This window comes from Streptomyces rubiginosohelvolus (genome assembly GCF_014649875.1).
GTDB classification, from domain to species: domain Bacteria; phylum Actinomycetota; class Actinomycetes; order Streptomycetales; family Streptomycetaceae; genus Streptomyces; species Streptomyces rubiginosohelvolus.
The window spans coordinates 218,455-235,050 of sequence record NZ_BMTW01000001.1 but is presented as its reverse complement, the minus strand read 5'-3'; the positions used below and the strand labels follow the sequence as shown (position 1 = coordinate 235,050).

16 protein-coding genes are annotated in these 16,596 nt (G+C 72.0%); 4 read left to right on the top strand and 12 right to left on the bottom strand.

The features are described 5' to 3' along the window. Positions 1–59: 59 nt before the first annotated feature. Genes IE134_RS01055 through deoC form a run of 3 tightly spaced genes read right to left on the bottom strand, consistent with a single transcriptional unit; the run spans position 60 to position 3,410 of the window. Positions 60–1,028 carry an aldehyde dehydrogenase family protein gene (locus IE134_RS01055; protein ID WP_030711009.1) on the bottom strand — a complete coding sequence of 323 codons (969 nt, stop codon included), beginning with the start codon at positions 1,026–1,028 and terminating at the stop codon, positions 60–62. Then, positions 1,021–2,457: an aldehyde dehydrogenase family protein gene (locus tag IE134_RS01050; RefSeq protein ID WP_030711010.1), complete on the bottom strand. Its 1,437-nt coding sequence runs from the start codon at positions 2,455–2,457 to the stop codon at positions 1,021–1,023. The genes IE134_RS01055 and IE134_RS01050 overlap by 8 nt, the downstream gene beginning before the upstream one ends. A 5-nt stretch (positions 2,458–2,462) precedes the next feature. After that, positions 2,463–3,410, bottom strand: a complete 948-nt coding sequence (gene deoC, locus IE134_RS01045) for a deoxyribose-phosphate aldolase (protein ID WP_006127095.1) — start codon at positions 3,408–3,410, stop codon at positions 2,463–2,465. Positions 3,411–3,544: 134 nt separating this feature from the next. Here deoC and IE134_RS01040 point away from each other — a divergent pair, with 134 nt between their 5' ends. Further along, positions 3,545–4,183 (top strand): PH domain-containing protein, encoded by a 639-nt coding sequence (locus IE134_RS01040; RefSeq protein ID WP_030711011.1) that lies wholly within the window; start codon positions 3,545–3,547, stop codon positions 4,181–4,183. A gap of 75 nt (positions 4,184–4,258) precedes the next feature. Here the strand turns inward: IE134_RS01040 and IE134_RS01035 are convergent, their stop codons facing one another. From IE134_RS01035 to IE134_RS01025, 3 genes are all read right to left on the bottom strand, one after another. Then, positions 4,259–5,899, bottom strand: a complete 1,641-nt coding sequence (locus IE134_RS01035; RefSeq protein WP_030711013.1) for a phospho-sugar mutase — start codon at positions 5,897–5,899, stop codon at positions 4,259–4,261. Positions 5,900–6,159: 260 nt separating this feature from the next. After that, positions 6,160–6,984: a purine-nucleoside phosphorylase gene (locus IE134_RS01030; RefSeq protein WP_010058533.1), complete on the bottom strand. Its 825-nt coding sequence runs from the start codon at positions 6,982–6,984 to the stop codon at positions 6,160–6,162. 116 nt (positions 6,985–7,100) lie between these two features. Further along, complete coding sequence (locus tag IE134_RS01025; protein ID WP_006127099.1) at positions 7,101–7,538, bottom strand: gamma-glutamylcyclotransferase family protein; 438 nt, start codon at positions 7,536–7,538, stop codon at positions 7,101–7,103. Between the two features lie 285 nt (positions 7,539–7,823). Between IE134_RS01025 and IE134_RS01020 the strand changes: the two genes are divergently transcribed. After that, a complete protein-coding gene (locus IE134_RS01020) occupies positions 7,824–9,263 on the top strand; it encodes an NAD(P)H-quinone dehydrogenase (RefSeq protein WP_030711016.1) in 1,440 nt (479 codons plus the stop codon). 186 nt (positions 9,264–9,449) lie between these two features. Next, a complete protein-coding gene (locus tag IE134_RS01015; RefSeq protein ID WP_078614366.1) occupies positions 9,450–10,412 on the top strand; it encodes a DeoR/GlpR family DNA-binding transcription regulator in 963 nt (320 codons plus the stop codon). A gap of 105 nt (positions 10,413–10,517) precedes the next feature. Here the strand turns inward: IE134_RS01015 and IE134_RS01010 are convergent, their stop codons facing one another. After that, positions 10,518–11,060 carry a TetR/AcrR family transcriptional regulator gene (locus IE134_RS01010; RefSeq protein ID WP_441349757.1) on the bottom strand — a complete coding sequence of 181 codons (543 nt, stop codon included), beginning with the start codon at positions 11,058–11,060 and terminating at the stop codon, positions 10,518–10,520. 173 nt (positions 11,061–11,233) lie between these two features. Beyond that, on the bottom strand, positions 11,234–12,988 hold the full coding sequence (locus tag IE134_RS01005; protein WP_098018279.1) for an acetyl/propionyl/methylcrotonyl-CoA carboxylase subunit alpha: 1,755 nt from the start codon (positions 12,986–12,988) through the stop codon (positions 11,234–11,236). Between the two features lie 353 nt (positions 12,989–13,341). Here IE134_RS01005 and IE134_RS01000 point away from each other — a divergent pair, with 353 nt between their 5' ends. After that, the gene (locus IE134_RS01000; RefSeq protein ID WP_098018281.1) at positions 13,342–13,776 is read left to right on the top strand and encodes a hypothetical protein; all 435 of its coding nucleotides are present in this window, start codon (positions 13,342–13,344) and stop codon (positions 13,774–13,776) included. On the opposite strand, the gene IE134_RS00995 is transcribed toward IE134_RS01000, so the two are convergent. The 4 genes from IE134_RS00995 to IE134_RS00985 all read right to left on the bottom strand — a co-directional run bounded on the left by IE134_RS00995 (position 13,757) and on the right by IE134_RS00985 (position 16,466). Further along, a complete protein-coding gene (locus IE134_RS00995) occupies positions 13,757–14,368 on the bottom strand; it encodes a nucleoside triphosphate pyrophosphatase (protein ID WP_098018283.1) in 612 nt (203 codons plus the stop codon). The genes IE134_RS01000 and IE134_RS00995 overlap by 20 nt on opposite strands. A 63-nt stretch (positions 14,369–14,431) precedes the next feature. After that, complete coding sequence (mmpB, locus tag IE134_RS34410) at positions 14,432–14,560, bottom strand: morphogenic membrane protein MmpB (protein ID WP_098018286.1); 129 nt, start codon at positions 14,558–14,560, stop codon at positions 14,432–14,434. Between the two features lie 76 nt (positions 14,561–14,636). Continuing rightward, positions 14,637–14,843, bottom strand: a complete 207-nt coding sequence (locus IE134_RS00990) for an acyl-CoA carboxylase epsilon subunit (protein WP_010058521.1) — start codon at positions 14,841–14,843, stop codon at positions 14,637–14,639. A gap of 42 nt (positions 14,844–14,885) precedes the next feature. Further along, positions 14,886–16,466 (bottom strand): acyl-CoA carboxylase subunit beta, encoded by a 1,581-nt coding sequence (locus tag IE134_RS00985; protein ID WP_030711028.1) that lies wholly within the window; start codon positions 16,464–16,466, stop codon positions 14,886–14,888. Between the last annotated feature and the right edge of the window lie 130 nt (positions 16,467–16,596).

The following is a 16,596-nucleotide window of genomic DNA, read 5'->3' as shown; positions in this document are numbered from 1 at the left end:
CGGGGCCGCCCCGGGGTGGGAGGGCGGCCCCGTTCGGGTACCTGGCGGGCGGTCCCTGCTCAGTACGAGGAGCCCGCGGCTCCCAGTGCGCCCGTCGGGTGCCAGACCGTCTTGGTCTCCAGGAACGCCGTCAGGCGGTGCGTGCCGGGGGAGGCCGACCAGTCCTCGGAGTCCGATGCGCCGTCCGCGTCCACAGGAGACGAAGCTGTGGCGCTCTGCGCCTCGTTTGAGGGGCGGCGGCGGGTGACGGGTGGGCGGAGGACGCGCTTCAGGTTGTCCGCCGCCGCGATCTCCAGCTCCTTCGCCAGCGCGGCGTCCGCGCCGGTCAGGTCGATCGCGTTGACGTCCTGGTGGGCGGCGAGCGGCGCGGCGATCTCCGCCGTGGCGCCCGACAGGATGTTGACCACGCCGCCGGGGACGTCCGAGGTGGCCAGCACCTCGCCCAGCGACAGCGCGGGCAGCGGGGCGTCCGCCGAGGCGACGACGACCGCCGTGTTGCCGGTCGCGATCACCGGGGCGATCACCGAGACCAGCCCGAGGAACGACGACTTCTGCGGTGCCAGGACCGCGACGACGCCCGTCGGCTCCGGGGTGGAGAGGTTGAGATACGGCCCCGCGACCGGGTTGGCCCCGCCCGCGATCTGGCCGATCTTGTCGGTCCAGCCCGCGTACCAGACCCAGCGGTCGATCGCCGCGTCCACCGCGGCCGCCGCCTTGGACTTCGACAGCCCCTCGGATGCGGCCACCTCGCGGACGAACTGCTCCTTGCGGCCCTCCAGCATCTCCGCGACGCGGTAGAGGACCTGGCCCCTGTTGTACGCGGTCGCGCCCGACCAGCCGCCGAACGCCTTGCGCGCGGCCACGACCGCGTCGCGCGCGTCCTTGCGGGAGGACTGCGGCGCGTTGGCGAGCCACTGGCCCTTGGAGTCCGTCACCTCGTACACCCGGCCGCTCTCGGAGCGGGGGAACTTGCCCCCGACGTACAGCTTGTAGGTCTTGAAGACGCCAAGACGGTTCTGATCAGACATCGAGGTACGCCTCCAGGCCGTGGCGGCCGCCCTCGCGGCCGAAGCCCGACTCCTTGTAGCCGCCGAACGGCGACGTCGGGTCGAACTTGTTGAACGTGTTGGCCCAGACGACGCCCGCGCGGAGCTTGTCGGCCACCGCGAGGATGCGGGAGCCCTTCTCCGTCCAGATGCCGGCCGAGAGGCCGTACTGACTGTTGTTGGCCTTGGCGACCGCCTCGTCCGGGGTGCGGAACGAGAGCACGGAGAGGACCGGGCCGAAGATCTCGTCCCGGGCCACCGTGTGCGCCTGGGTGACGTTCGTGAAGAGCGTCGGGGCGAACCAGTAACCGGAGGAGGGCAGTTCGCAGGGGGCGCTCCAGCGCTCCGCGCCCTCCGCCTCGCCCGTCTCGACCAGGGAGGTGATCCGGGCGAGCTGCTCGGCGGAGTTGATCGCGCCGATGTCGGTGTTCTTGTCCAGCGGGTCGCCGAGGCGGAGGGTCGAGAGACGGCGCTTGAGCGCGTCCAGCACCTCGTCCTGGACCGACTCCTGGACCAGCAGCCGGGAGCCCGCGCAGCAGACCTGGCCCTGGTTGAAGAAGATCCCGGTGACGATGCCCTCGACGGCCTGGTCGATCGGGGCGTCGTCGAACACGATGTTCGCGCCCTTGCCGCCCAGCTCCAGGGTGACCTTCTTGTCCGTGCCCGCGACCGAGCGCGCGATGGCCTTGCCGACGGCCGTCGAACCGGTGAAGGCGACCTTGTTCACGTCCGGGTGCGTGACGAGCGCCTCGCCCGCGTCCCCGTAGCCGGTGAGGATGTTGACGACGCCCTTGGGGAGTCCCGCCTGGCGGCAGATGTCCGCGAAGAACAGCGCGCTCAGCGGGGTCGTCTCGGCGGGCTTCAGGACCACCGTGTTGCCCGTGGCCAGCGCCGGGGCGATCTTCCACGCGAGCATCAGCAGCGGGAAGTTCCACGGGATGACCTGACCGGCCACACCCAGCGGCCGGGGGTTCGCCCCGTACCCCGCGTGGTCCAGCTTGTCGGCCCAGCCCGCGTAGTAGAAGAAGTGCGCGGCGACCAGCGGGAGGTCCGCGTCGCGGGTCTCCTTGATCGGCTTGCCGTTGTCGAGCGTCTCCAGGACGGCCAGCTCGCGGCTGCGCTCCTGGATGATCCGGGCGATCCGGAACAGGTACTTGGCGCGCTCGGAGCCGGGCAGCGCCGACCACTTCTCGAACGCCTTGCGTGCCGCCTTCACGGCCCGGTCCACGTCCGCCGCGCCCGCCTGCGCGACCTCGGAGAGGACCTCCTCGCTGCTCGGCGAGACGGTCTTGAAGACCTTGCCGTCGGCGGCCTCGGTGAACTCGCCGTCGATGAACAGCCCGTACGACGGGGCGATGTCGACGACGGAACGGGACTCCGGCGCCGGTGCGTACTCGAATGCGGATGCCATGGCTATCAGTCCACCGTCACGTAATCGGGGCCGGAGTAACGGCCGGTGCTGAGCTTCTGGCGCTGCATCAGCAGGTCGTTGAGCAGGCTGGACGCGCCGAACCGGAACCAGTGCGGGTCCAGCCAGTCCTCGCCCGCGGTCTCGTTCACCAGGACCAGGAACTTCACCGCGTCCTTGGTCGTGCGGATGCCGCCGGCCGGCTTCACACCGATCTGCACGCCGGTGGCCGCCCGGAAGTCGCGCACCGCCTCCAGCATGAGGAGGGTGTTCGCGGGGGTGGCGTTGGTGGCCACCTTGCCGGTCGAGGTCTTGATGAAGTCCGCGCCCGCCAGCATCCCGATCCAGGAGGCCCGGCGGATGTTGTCGTACGTGGACAGCTCGCCGGTCTCGAAGATCACCTTGAGGCGGGCGGGGCCGCACTCCGCCTTCACGGCGAGGATCTCCTCGTACACCTTCAGGAACCGGCCGGAGAGGAACGCCCCCCGGTCGATCACCATGTCGATCTCGTCGGCCCCGGCCGCCACGGCGTCGCGGACGTCCGCGAGCTTGACGTCCAGCGCGGCACGGCCCGCCGGGAAGGCGGTCGCCACGGACGCCACCTTCACCCCGGAACCGGCCAGCGCGGCGGCGGCGGTGGAGGCCATGTCGGGGTAGACGCAGACGGCCGCGGTGCGCGGGGTCGTGCGGTCGGTCGGGTCGGGGTTGACGGCCTTGGCGGCGAGAGCCCGGACCTTGCCCGGGGTGTCCGCGCCTTCCAGCGTCGTCAGGTCGATCATCGAGATGGCGAGATCGATGGCGTACGCCTTGGCCGTCGTCTTGATCGAACGGGTTCCGAGGGAGGCGGCGCGCGCTTCGAGGCCGACGGCGTCGACGCCGGGCAACCCGAAGAGGAAGCGGCGCAGTGCACTGTCGGACGCCGTCGCGTCGGCAAATGCGGGAGCAGTGGTGGGCATGGTCACCAGGTGAGCATATCTACGCGCGTAGCGACCTGTACAGGGGGCCGGGCGATCCGTGCGTTCCTGCCCGGGGGCGCGAGCGCGGGCGGGCGCTCCGCCGGGCCGGACGCCCATCGGGCAGAATCGGCCCCATGACGAGCCCCACACCTCCCGCAGAGCCGCCCCACGCCGACCGGACCTACCGTTCCGTGGCCGCGCTGGTCTGCGGGTCGCTGCTGCTCCTGCTGATCGCCTGGATGGCCGGGGACGCCATGATCCGGGGCGAGGGGCGGACGCCGTGGCTCGCGCTGGCCGCGCTGCTCCTCGTGGTGCCGCTGGTCGTGGCGTTCACCCTGCGGCCCGCCGTCTTCGCGAACGACGAGCGCATCCGGGTCCGCAACCCGTTCCGGACGATCCTGCTGCCCTGGACCGAAGTCGCCGACGTGCGGGCCTCGTACTCCTCCGAGCTGCTCGCCCAGGACGGCACGAAGTACCAGCTGTGGGCGATCCCCGTCTCCCTGCGCGCCCGCAAGCGCGCGGCGCGCAGCGCGGCCCGGGCGGCGCACGACGACCCCTACGGCCGTACGTCGGTCAGCGCCGACGTCCGCGACTCCGCCGGGCGCACGGGCTCGGCCGACCAGACCGTCCGCGATCTGCGGGACATCGCCGAGCGGGCCGGTGACACGACCCCGGAGGGCGCGGACCGGGGCTCGGTGCGCTGGGCGTACGAGGTGATCGCCCCGGCCGTCGCGGGGGCCGTCGTGCTGGTGGTGCTGGTGGCGGTGGGCTGAGGCCGACGCGATGGAACGCCGAAGGGCCGGTACCCGGGTGGGTGCCGGCCCTTCGGCGTGTGGGGAAGTGGTCCGTCAGATGCCTGCCGCCGTCGCCAGGTCCCGCTTGATCCCGGCGAGCAGTTCGGCTCCCCGGGCCCGCGCGGCGGGCAGCCCGGCCGCGTCCGCCACCGGGACGACGACCTCCAGGTAGCACTTCAGCTTCGGTTCGGTGCCGCTCGGGCGGACGATCACCCGGGCCCCCTCCAGCTGGTAGCGCAGCCCGTCGGTGGGCGGCAGCCGGTCCGTGCCTCGCGACAGGTCCTCGGCCGAGGTGACCGCGAGGCCGGCCAGGGCGGTCGGGGGCTGCTCGCGGAGCCGGGCCATGGCGTCCGCGATGACCGACAGGTCCTCCACCCGCACCGAGAGCTGGTCGGTGGCGTGCAGGCCGTGCGCGAGCGCCAGGTCGTCCAGCAGGTCCAGCAGCGTACGGCCCTGCTCCTTGAGTACGGAGGCGAGCTCGGCGACGAGCAGGGCGGCGGTGATGCCGTCCTTGTCGCGGACGCCCTCGGGGTCGACGCAGTAGCCGAGCGCCTCCTCGTAGCCGTACCGCAGGCCGTCCACCCGGGCGATCCACTTGAAGCCCGTCAGCGTCTCCTCGTACCCGAGGCCCGCCTTCTCGGCGATCCGGCCGAGCAGCGACGACGACACGATCGACTCGGCGAAGACGCCGGTGGCGCCCCGCTCCACCAGGTGTGCGGCGAGCAGCGCGCCCACCTCGTCGCCGCGCAGCATCCGCCAGCCGCCCTCGACGGAGGTGTCGGGCACGGCGACGGCGCAACGGTCCGCGTCCGGGTCGTTGGCGATGATCAGGTCCGGGGCCGCCCGGCGTGCGGTGGCGAACGCGAGATCCATCGCGCCGGGCTCTTCCGGGTTGGGGAAGGCGACGGTGGGGAACGCGGGGTCGGGCTCGGCCTGCTCGGTGACGAGGACCGGCTCCGGGAACCCGGCGCGGGCGAACGCCGCCGTCAGCACGGAGGTGCCGACGCCGTGCATCGCTGTGTAGACCGTGCGCGCGGTACGGGGGCTGTCGGCGCCCAGGACCGCGTCCGTACGGGCGAGGTAGGCGTCCAGGACCTCGTCGCCGAGGGTCTCCCAGCCGTCCTCGGGGCGTACGACGCCCGCCAGCGGGCCGACCGCGGCGATGGCGGCCGCGATCTCGCCGTCGGCGGGAGGCACGATCTGCGAGCCGTCGCCGAGGTAGACCTTGTAGCCGTTGTCGCGGGGCGGGTTGTGGCTGGCGGTGACCTCGACGCCGGCGACGGCGCCCAGGTGCCTTATGGCGTACGCCAGTACGGGGGTGGGGAGCGGGCGGGGCAGCACGGCGGCGCGGAGTCCGGCGCCGGTCATCACGGCGGCGGTGTCGCGCGCGAAGTCCGCCGACTTGTAGCGGGCGTCGTAGCCGATGACGACGAGCCCGCCCTCCTGCCCCTGGGCCTTCAGGTAGGCGGCGAGGCCCGCCGCCGCCCGGATCACCACGGACCGGTTCATCCGCATCGGGCCGGCCCCGAGCTCGCCGCGCAGTCCGGCGGTGCCGAACTGGAGCGTGCCGGCGAAACGGGCGGCGAGCTCGTCGGTGTCGCCCGCATCGATGAGGGCGGCGAGCTCGTCGCGGGTCTCGGGGTCGGGGTCCTCGGCCAGCCAGGTCCTGGCCTGCGCGATGAGGTCGTGCTGCACGGGGGCCGCCTTTCGGGGGTGTGCGGGGTGGTGGTGGGGCGGTGCGGGTGGGTGGACGCCGGGGCTCCGCCCCGGACCCCGCTCCTCGAACGCCGGAGGGGCTGGATATGGGCCCGGTCCTCCCGTGCGGGGAGGGGCGGAAGCGGCCGGGTCCTCCCGCGGGAGGGCGGGAGGTGCGGGAGGTGCCAGGCCGACTGGAACGGCCCGCTCCTCAAACGCCGGAGAGGCGGCAAAGGCGGCCCGGAAAGCCGGGCTCGGCCCTAGATGCGCTCCAGCACCCTGGCCAGCAGCGCGCCCATCCGGGTCGCCGAGTCGCGGCCGGCCTGGAGGACCTCCTCGTGGTTGAGGGGTTCTCCGGACAGGCCCGCCGCCAGGTTGGTCACCAGGGAGAGGCCGAGCACCTCGGCGCCCGCCTCGCGGGCCGCGATGGCCTCCAGGACCGTGGACATGCCGACCAGGTCGCCGCCCATGACCCGGACCATGTTGATCTCGGCCGGGGTCTCGTAGTGCGGGCCGGGGAACTGGACGTACACGCCCTCTTCGAGGGTGTCGTCGATCTCCTTGCACAGCGCGCGCAGCCGCGGGGAGTACAGGTCGGTCAGGTCGACGAAGTTGGCGCCGATGATCGGGGAGGCGGCCGTCAGGTTGATGTGGTCGCTGATCAGGACCGGCTGGCCCGGGCGCATGCCCTCGCGCAGACCGCCGCAGCCGTTCGTCAGGACGACGGTCTTGCAGCCCGCGGCCACTGCCGTACGGACCCCGTGGGCGACGGCGGCGACGCCCCGGCCCTCGTAGAAGTGCGTGCGGCCGAGGAAGACCAGGGCACGCTTCTCGCCGATCTTGTACGAGCGGACCGTGCCGCCGTGGCCCTCGACGGCGGGCGCCGGGAAGCCGGGCAGCTCGGTCACGGGGAACTCGGCCTCCGGGACGCCGAGTGCTTCGCCCGCGGGCGCCCAGCCGGAGCCCATGACCAGGGCGACGTCATGGGTCTCGGCGCCGGTCAGCTCGCGCAGGCGGGCGGCGGCCCCGGCGGCGGCTGCCTGCGGGTCGCCCTGGATGTTGTCCGGAATAACAGATGCGTTCACGCCGACGAGCGTAACCGCTGAATCCCTACGCGCGTAGATGCACTGGCGCAAAGACGCGCACGAGGCGTTCGTGCTTTTGTACGAAGAGGGGCCGGGCGGGGCGTCGTCCGCCCTGGTCAGCAGGGGCGCTTGCGCAGTTCCATCACATAGTCGTGCGGGGCGCCCGCGGACTCGGCCGCGTCGGCGATCTCGCCCAGATAGCGCGCCGAGGGCAGCCCGCCCTCGTACCCGTTGAGCACATAGATCCAGGCCGGCTCCTCGCCGTCCAGGGTGTGCACCCGGATGCGCATCCGGCGGTAGATGTCGAGGCCGACACCCTCCCAGCGGTCCATGGAGTCCTCGTCCATGGGCGCCAGGTCGTACAGCGCGACGAAGACCTGGGAGCGTGGCGCCTCCACCACGGTGGCCAGCGCCCCCTCCCAGCCCATCTGCTCCCCGCCGAAGGTCAGCCGCCAGCCGTTGAGCCAGCCGGTGCTGCGCATCGGGGAATGCGGGGCGCGGCGGGTCATCAGCCGCGCGTCGAGGTTGCCGGCGTACGCGGCGTAGAGCGACATGGGTCCGAGGGTACGGGAGGTGGCGGCGGGAGCGGCGGTTCCTGTGACGAAGGCCCCGGTCGGGGGAGCGGGGGCGGGGCGTGAGGGGTGGAGCGGTGGGGGGAGCCAGGGGTGGGCGTGGCGCCCCGTCCCGGGGGCTCGTTCCCGTATGGAGGGCCCCGGGGCGAAGCACCTTGGCGCGTGCGGGACAATGGAGTACGTACTGCATTCCCCCGGGGCGATCCCCCGGACCCCCGGCCGGGGCGGCAGGCGGCCGCGGGTTACACAACGCGAGGCGGACTTTTCGTGACCCGGATCGTGATCATCGGCGGCGGCCCCGGCGGCTACGAGGCGGCCCTGGTGGGCGCCCAGCTCGGCGCGGAGGTGACCGTCGTCGACTGCGACGGTCTCGGCGGGGCCTCGGTCCTCACCGACTGCGTGCCCTCGAAGACCCTGATCGCGACGGCCGAGGTGATGACCACCTTCGACTCCTCGTACGAGGAACTGGGCATCATCGTCGCCGACGACACCCCGCACCACGAGCAGGCCGCCCGGGTCGTCGGCGTGGACCTCGGCAAGGTCAACCGCCGGGTCAAGCGCCTCGCGCTCGCGCAGTCCCACGACATCACCGCCTCCGTGACCCGGGCCGGCGCCCGCGTGATGCGCGGCCGGGGCCGGCTCGACGGGCTCCAGGCCGCCGACGGCTCCCGGCAGGTCGTCGTCACCGCCGCCGACGGCACCGAGGAGCGGCTGACCGCCGACGCGGTGCTGATCGCGACCGGCGGTCACCCCCGGGAGATCCCGGACGCGCAGCCCGACGGCGAACGCATCCTGAACTGGACCCAGGTCTACGACCTCGACGAGCTGCCCGAGGAGCTCATCGTCGTCGGATCCGGTGTCACCGGCGCCGAGTTCGCCGGGGCGTACCAGGCGCTCGGCTCCCGCGTCACCCTCGTCTCCTCCCGTGACCGGGTGCTGCCGGGCGAGGACCCGGACGCCGCCGCCGTCCTGGAGGACGTCTTCCGCCGCCGCGGGATGAACGTCATGGCCCGCTCCCGCGCCCAGTCCGCCAAGCGGGTCGGCGACCGGGTCGAGGTGACGCTCGCCGACGGCCGGGTCATCACCGGATCGCACTGCCTGATGGCGGTCGGCGCGATCCCGAACACCGCGAACATGGGCCTGGAGGAGGCCGGCGTACGGCTCAAGGAGTCCGGGCACATCCTCACCGACCGGGTCTCGCGTACGAGTGCCCCCGGCGTCTACGCGGCCGGTGACGTCACCGGCATCTTCGCGCTGGCCTCGGTCGCCGCGATGCAGGGCCGGATCGCGATGTACCACTTCCTCGGTGACGCGGTCGCCCCGCTGAACCTCAAGGCCGTCTCCGCCAACGTCTTCACCGACCCGGAGATCGCCACCGTCGGCTACAGCCAGGCCGACGTCGACGCGGGCAAGATCGAGGCCCGGGTCGTCAAGCTGCCGCTGCTGCGCAACCCGCGCGCGAAGATGCAGGGCATCCGCGACGGCTTCGTCAAGATCTTCTGCCGTCCCGGTACGGGCATCGTGGTCGGTGGCTGCGTGGTCGCGCCGCGTGCCAGCGAGCTGATCCACCCGATCTCGATCGCGGTCGACAACAACCTGACGGTGGAGCAGATCGCAAACGCTTTCACCGTGTACCCGTCCCTGTCCGGATCGATCGCCGAAGTGGCCCGGCAGTTGCACACCCGCAAGCTCACCGGCGAGGGCTGAGGGCCCGGAAAGCCGGGCAAATCCCGCCAGACGCCTGCAGGTCGGGCGGTGCCGTGACCGCTTCGCGATCAACCCCGAACAACGAAGGGGCCTCCTATACCACTTGGAGGCCCCTTTGAAGTACAACTTCTGTTATTCGGCGCAAACTGCTGAAAACTCACCGGCGGCCAGGTTACTGTCAGTTTCGTGTTCGCTGCAGAACGTCGTCAATTGATCCTCGAAATGGTGCGCGCCAACGGGGCGGTATCGCTCCGTGAGCTCGCCCGCGTCGTCCAGACCTCCGAAGTGACCGTACGGCGGGACGTGCGGGCACTGGAGGCAGAAGGACTCCTCGACCGCCGGCACGGCGGTGCGGTCTTGCCGGGCGGTTTTACGCGGGAGTCCGGCTTTCCGCAGAAATCCCATCTCTCCACCGCGGAGAAGACCGCGATCGCCGACCTGGCCGCCGGCCTCGTCGGCGAGGGCGAGGCCATCGTGGTCGGCGCCGGAACGACCACGCAGGAGCTGGCCCGCCGGCTCGCGCGGGTCCCCGGTCTGACCGTCGTCACCAACTCCCTGCTGGTGGCGCAGGCGTTGGCCCATGCCAACCGGGTCGAAGTCGTCATGACCGGCGGCACCCTGCGCGGGAGCAACTACGCGCTGGTGGGCAGCGGGGCCGAGCAGTCCCTCCAGGGGCTGCGGGTCTCCCGGGCCTTCCTCTCCGGGAGCGGCCTCACGGCGGAGCGTGGCCTGTCCACCTCCAACATGCTCTCGGCCAGCGTCGACCGCGCTCTCGTGCACGCCGCCGCGGAGGTGGTCGTCCTGGCGGACCACACCAAGCTCGGCTCGGACACCATGTTCCAGACGGTGCCCACCGAACTGATCACCCGCCTGGTGACCGACGAGCCCCCGCTCCACGACGAGCGGGCCGCCGCCGAGCTCCAGTCCCTGGCCGACCAGGGCGTGGAGGTCACGGTGACCGGTCCGGACGCGGACGCGCCGGGCGGGGACGCTCCCCCTCCGGGGAGCCGGCCCCGGAGGGACATGCCCCTGCCCGGCCAGCGGCGCACGCAGAACGGCGGCCTCGGGCCGCAATTGCGCAGCGCCTCCGCCCTGGCGGACGTGCCGGCTGAGCGGGGAGCGCGCGTGGCGGATCTGCGGCGGCGGTAGGGGCGGTTCGGGGGCGCTGCCCCCGAACCCCCGCTCCGGCGTTCGCATTTCAGCCCCTCCGGCGATTGAGGAGCGGGGTCCGGGGCGGAGCCCCGGAAGGCACGGTTACTTCAGCCCGCGCAGCGTCAGTCGCAGCAGCCGGTCCGCCAACTCCGGATCGTCCGGCGACTGTTCGGCCGCCAGCGCGATCGCGTTCGTCAGCTGGAGCAGGTCGTCGATGGAGACGTCGTCCCGTACGGACCCGCTCTCCTGGGCCCGCCGCAGCAGCCCCGCGCCCGCTTCCCGGAGCGGCAGATGGCACTGCACCAGGGCCGACGTCTCGTCGCGCGAGGCGGACATCAGGGAGTGGGCCAGGCCGCGGTACTCACCCGCATGAGTGATGATCGCGCCCAGCCAGTCCACCAGCGCCCGGCACGGGGCCTCCGCCGCCGCCAGTTCCCGGGAGCGGTCCAGGAGTGAGCACAGGGCGTCCTGGAAGACCGCGTTCATCAGGGCGTCCCGGTTCGGGAAGTGCCGGTAGAGGGTGCCGATGCCCACGCCCGCCCGCCGGGCGATGTCCTCCAGCGAGGCGTCCGTACCGTGCTCGGCGAAGGACCTGCGCGCCTCGCCCACCAGCCGGTCGTGGTTCCGGCGCGCGTCCGCGCGCATCGGCCGGGCCTGCGGCTGTGCCGTGCTCGCGTCCATCGGGATCGCCCCTGCCATGGCTTTCGCCCCTCCCTCGGTCCTCGGGACCTTCGTGGGTTCCAGGATGCCACTGCGACGAAGGGGCCCGGTCCCCGTCTTCACGACGTGGACCGGGCCCCTTCGGAGCGTGCGGGCGGTCAGTCCTTGATCTCGCAGATCAGGGCGCCGGAGGAGATGGAGGCACCGACCTCGGCGGTGAGGCCCTTGATGGTGCCGGAGCGGTGCGCGTTCAGCGGCTGCTCCATCTTCATGGCCTCCAGGACGACGACGAGGTCGCCCTCCTTGACCTCCTGGCCCTCCTCCACCGCGATCTTGACGATGGTGCCCTGCATGGGCGAGGCGAGGGAGTCGCCGGAGGCGGCGGAGCCGGCCTTCTTGGCCGCGCGGCGCTTCGGCTTGGCGCCGGCCGCGAGGCCCGTACGCGCCAGGCTCATGCCCAGCGAGGACGGCAGCGAGACCTCCAGGCGCTTGCCGCCGACCTCGACGACGACGGTCTCGCGACCGGCCTCGTCCTCCGCGTCCGCGTCGGCGGGCGCGGCGAAGGGCTTGATCTCGTTGACGAACTCGGTCTCGATCCACCGGGTGTGCACGGTGAAGGGGTCCGCGGTGAAGGCGGGGTCGGTGACGACGGCCCGGTGGAACGGGATCGCCGTGGCCATGCCCTCGACCTGGAACTCCGCCAGCGCGCGGGCGGCCCGCTGGAGCGCCTGCTCGCGGGTGGCGCCGGTGATGACCAGCTTGGCCAGGAGCGAGTCCCACGCCGGGCCGATGACCGAGCCGGACTCGACGCCCGCGTCCAGGCGGACACCGGGGCCGGTCGGCGGGGCGAACAGCGTCACCGTGCCGGGGGCGGGGAGGAAGTTGCGGCCCGGGTCCTCGCCGTTGATCCGGAACTCGAAGGAGTGGCCGCGCACCGCCGGGTCGCCGTAGCCGAGCTCCTCGCCGTCGGCGATGCGGAACATCTCGCGTACGAGGTCGATGCCGGTGACCTCTTCGGTGACCGGGTGCTCGACCTGGAGGCGGGTGTTGACCTCCAGGAAGGAGATCGTGCCGTCGACGCCGACGAGGAACTCGACCGTGCCCGCGCCGACGTAGCCGGCTTCCTTCAGGATCGCCTTGGACGCCGCGTACAGCTCGTCGTTCTGCGCCTGGGTCAGGAACGGGGCCGGGGCCTCCTCCACCAGCTTCTGGTGGCGGCGCTGCAGCGAGCAGTCACGGGTGGAGACGACGACCACGTTGCCGTGCTGGTCGGCCAGGCACTGGGTCTCCACGTGGCGCGGCTTGTCGAGGTAGCGCTCGACGAAGCATTCGCCCCGGCCGAACGCCGCGACGGCCTCGCGGACCGCGGAGTCGTACAGCTCCGGGATCTCCTCCAGCGTGCGGGCCACCTTCAGGCCGCGCCCGCCACCGCCGAAGGCAGCCTTGATCGCGATCGGGAGGCCGTTCTGCTCGGCGAACGCGACGACCTCGTCGGAGCCGGAGACCGGGTCCGGGGTGCCCGCCACGAGCGGGGCGCCCGCGCGCTGCGCGATGTGCCGGGCGGCGACCTTGTCGCCGAGGTCGCGGATGGCGGCCGGCGGCGGGCCGATCCAGGTCAGCCCGGCGTCCAGGACGGCCTGGGCGAACTCCGCGTTCTCCGACAGGAATCCGTACCCCGGGTGGATCGCGTCCGCCCCGGAGTCCGTGGCGGCCTGCAGCACCTTGGCCATGTCCAGATAGCTGGCGGCCGGGGTGTCACCGCCCAGGGCGAACGCCTCGTCAGCGGCCCGGACATGCAACGCGTCCCGGTCCGGCTCGGCGTAGACCGCGACACTCGCGATCCCCGCGTCCCGGCACGCCCGAGCAACGCGGACAGCGATTTCGCCACGGTTGGCGATGAGCACCTTGCGCACGATGACTCCCTCCTCGAAACAAGCTGAGTTTAGGGACTACCGACACGGCCGTACGACCTGTCCCCAATGGTGAGCTTGCCCACACGGAGTGTGATCCGAGGCTTGCCCCAGTAGTGAAATCCCTTGTGGCACCACGGTACGCCGGGATCCTCAACCGCACAGTAACCAGCCGGTGTGGTCCAGGTCTCTGTCATGGCAGTCAAGTCCGTACGGCGTTTCTTTGTGGACTCCCTACGAACGGTCGGTGGATTCTTTGCCCGGCGCCCGGGCCCGTCCGACCCCTTGTCCGGAGGAATACCCGCGAGTAGCGTCCGCGCTACGCACGTACCAGAGGTAACAGGGGTGGGACGCTGATGCGCAGACCGGTGGCGATCGTGACCGCGCTCGTGCTGTTCGGGGAGGCGGTGGGCATCGTGCTCATCAACGCCGTCCTGGCCACGGTCGCCGAAAACCAGAACATGTCGCTCGCCGGCCTGGACCCGGACGCCATGTCCGCCGGGACCTGGGTGATGGGCGGCGTTTCCGGGCTGCTGCTCGTCCTGTGCGGGCTGACAGCCCTGATCACCGGGATACGCGACCGCGCCCCCGGCCGCGTCGGACGGATCGTCCTGATCGGCTGCGCGGTCGTGCACGGCGTCCTCGGCGCGGTCACCGTGGGCCTGGTGGGCTGGGCCGCCTTCGCGTTCATGATGGTCGTGCTGGCCCTGCTGGTGCTCACCCTGCTGTCGTACGGGCCCGAGACCCGGCCTCAGGCCCAGCGCCCCGAGCTCACGCCCACAGCTCCGTGACCGACACGTCCAGCTCGCCCAGCAGCCGGCGCAGCAGCGGCAGCGAGAGGCCGATGACATTGCCGTGGTCGCCCTCGATCGAGTCGACGAACGGGGCCGACCTGCCGTCCAGCGTGAACGCCCCCGCCACGTGCAGCGGCTCGCCCGTCGCCACGTAGGCGGCGACCTCGGCGTCGCTCGGCTCGCCGAACCGTACGACCGTGGACGCCGTCGCCGACGCCGTACGGCCGGAGGCGGTGTCGATCACGCTGTGCCCGGTCTGCAGGACGCCCGCCCGGCCGCGCATCGCCTTCCAGCGGGCGGTGGCCTCCTCGGCGTCGGCGGGCTTGCCGAGCGCCTCGCCGTCCAGCTCCAGCACCGAGTCGCAGCCGATGACCAGGGCACCCGCAGCCTCGGGACGCTCCGCGACCGCCGCCGCCTTGGCCCGGGCCAGGACGAGCGCCAGCTCGGCGGGGGTCGGGGCGCTCAGCGCGTCCTCGTCCACCCCGCTGACGATCACCTCGGGGGCGAAACCGGCCTGGCGCAGCAGACCGAGACGGGCGGGAGAGGCGGAGGCGAGCACAAGACGGCGCTGATCAGTCATGCACGCCATCGTAGAAGGGCCACCGGGCCCCACGGCAGCGGATGCCGGGGGCGGGGATCCCAGGGCGCCGGATCAGCGGATGCCGAGCACGAACATCGCCACCAGCATCGCCAGCGCCAGCAGCACGCCGGCTCTGCGCATCATCGCCTGGGCGTCGCGCAGTTCCTTCGGCGGCTTGTTCTCGGGATCGGACCACAGCATGGTTCCGATCCTGCTGCCCCGGGCGCCGCCGCGCCTGAGTACGGGTACTCAAGAGGCGGCGACGCCCGGTTCCGGCTCAGGCCGGCCAGTACGTCCGGGCCCAGGCCCGGGGCCCCGGCTGCGGGCGGCCGGTGCGGGCGATACGGCCGGGGTCGGACCACTGCTCGGGCGGCAGCGGGGCGCCGGACGACACGGCGGACGCGGCGGCGGCACGCGCCTGGACCACCGCCACGGCGGCGGCCAGCTCCTCCGGGGTGGGGTTGCCCCGTACGACCTTGATCATGGGCAGACCTCTCTGTGAACGGGTGAGCGGGTGGGCCGACGGCTACAGCGGGATGTTGCCGTGCTTCTTCGGGGGAAGGGATTCCCGCTTCGTACGGAGTTGACGCAGGCCCTTGACGACGTGGGCCCGGGTGTCGGACGGCATGATCACCGCGTCGACGTAACCGCGCTCGGCCGCCACGTACGGGTTGAGCAGCGCGTCCTCGTAGTCCGCCATCAGCTCGGCGCGGGTCGCGTCCGGGTCCTCGGCGGCGGCGATGGTCCGGCGGTGCAGGATGTTCACCGCGCCCTGCGCGCCCATGACGGCGACCTGCGCGGTCGGCCAGGCGAGGTTGAGGTCGGCCCCCAGGTGCTTGGAGCCCATCACGTCGTACGCGCCGCCGAAGGCCTTGCGGGTGATGACGGTGATCAGCGGGACCGTCGCCTCCGCGTAGGCGTAGATCAGCTTCGCGCCGCGCCGGATGATGCCGCCGTACTCCTGGTCCACGCCCGGCAGGAAGCCCGGCACGTCCACGAAGGTGATGACGGGGACGTTGAACGCGTCGCAGGTGCGGACGAAGCGGGCCGCCTTCTCGCTCGCGTTGATGTCCAGGCAACCGGCGAACTGCATCGGCTGGTTGGCGACGATCCCGACCGGGTGGCCCTCGACCCGGCCGAAGCCGGTGATGATGTTCGGCGCGAACAGGGCCTGGGTCTCCAGGAATTCGGCGTCGTCCAGGACGTGCTCGATCGCGGTGTGCATGTCGTACGGCTGGTTCGCCGAGTCCGGGATCAGCGTGTCCAGCTCGCGGTCCTCGTCCGTGGTGGCGAGGTCCGCCTCCTCCGGGAAGGCCGGGGCCTCGGAGAGGTTGTTCGACGGCAGGTACGACAGCAGGGACTTGACGTATTCGATGGCGTCCTTCTCGTCGCCCGCCATGTGGTGCGCCACCCCGGAGGTGGTGTTGTGCGTACGGGCGCCGCCCAGCTCCTCGAAGCCGACGTCCTCACCGGTGACCGTCTTGATGACGTCGGGCCCGGTGATGAACATGTGCGAGGTCTGGTCGACCATCACCGTGAAGTCGGTGATCGCGGGGGAGTAGACCGCACCGCCCGCGCAGGGGCCGACGATCAGCGAGATCTGCGGGATCACGCCGGAGGCGTGCACGTTGCGGCGGAAGATCTCGGCGAAGAGACCGAGGGCCACGACGCCTTCCTGGATGCGCGCGCCGCCGCCGTCGTTGATGCCGATGACCGGGCAGCCGGTCTTCAGCGCGAAGTCCATGACCTTGACGATCTTCTCGCCGTAGACCTCGCCGAGCGAGCCGCCGAAGATCGTGAAGTCCTGCGAGTAGACGCAGACCGGGCGGCCGTCGACCGTGCCGTAACCGGTGACGACCCCGTCCCCGTACGGGCGGTTCTTCTCGATGCCGAAGTTGGTGGAACGGTGCCGGGCGAACTCGTCGAGCTCCACGAAGGAGCCCTCGTCCAGGAGCAGCTCGACCCGCTCACGGGCCGTCAGCTTGCCCTTGGCGTGCTGCTTCTCGACCGCGCGGGCCGACCCGGCGTGCGTCGCTTCGTCGATGCGGCGCGTCAGGTCCGCGAGCTTGCCGGCGGTGGTGTGGATGTCGCTTTGCGGCTCGGACATCGGGGGAGGCTCCCTGCCTGGTCACGGGGACGGCGACCGGATGGTGGTCACGGGGGGACGGGCGGTCGTCCGTCCGGCTCTGCGGCTACTGACTCGTCACGCGGATTCCGGGATCCGCGCTGGTGCTGTG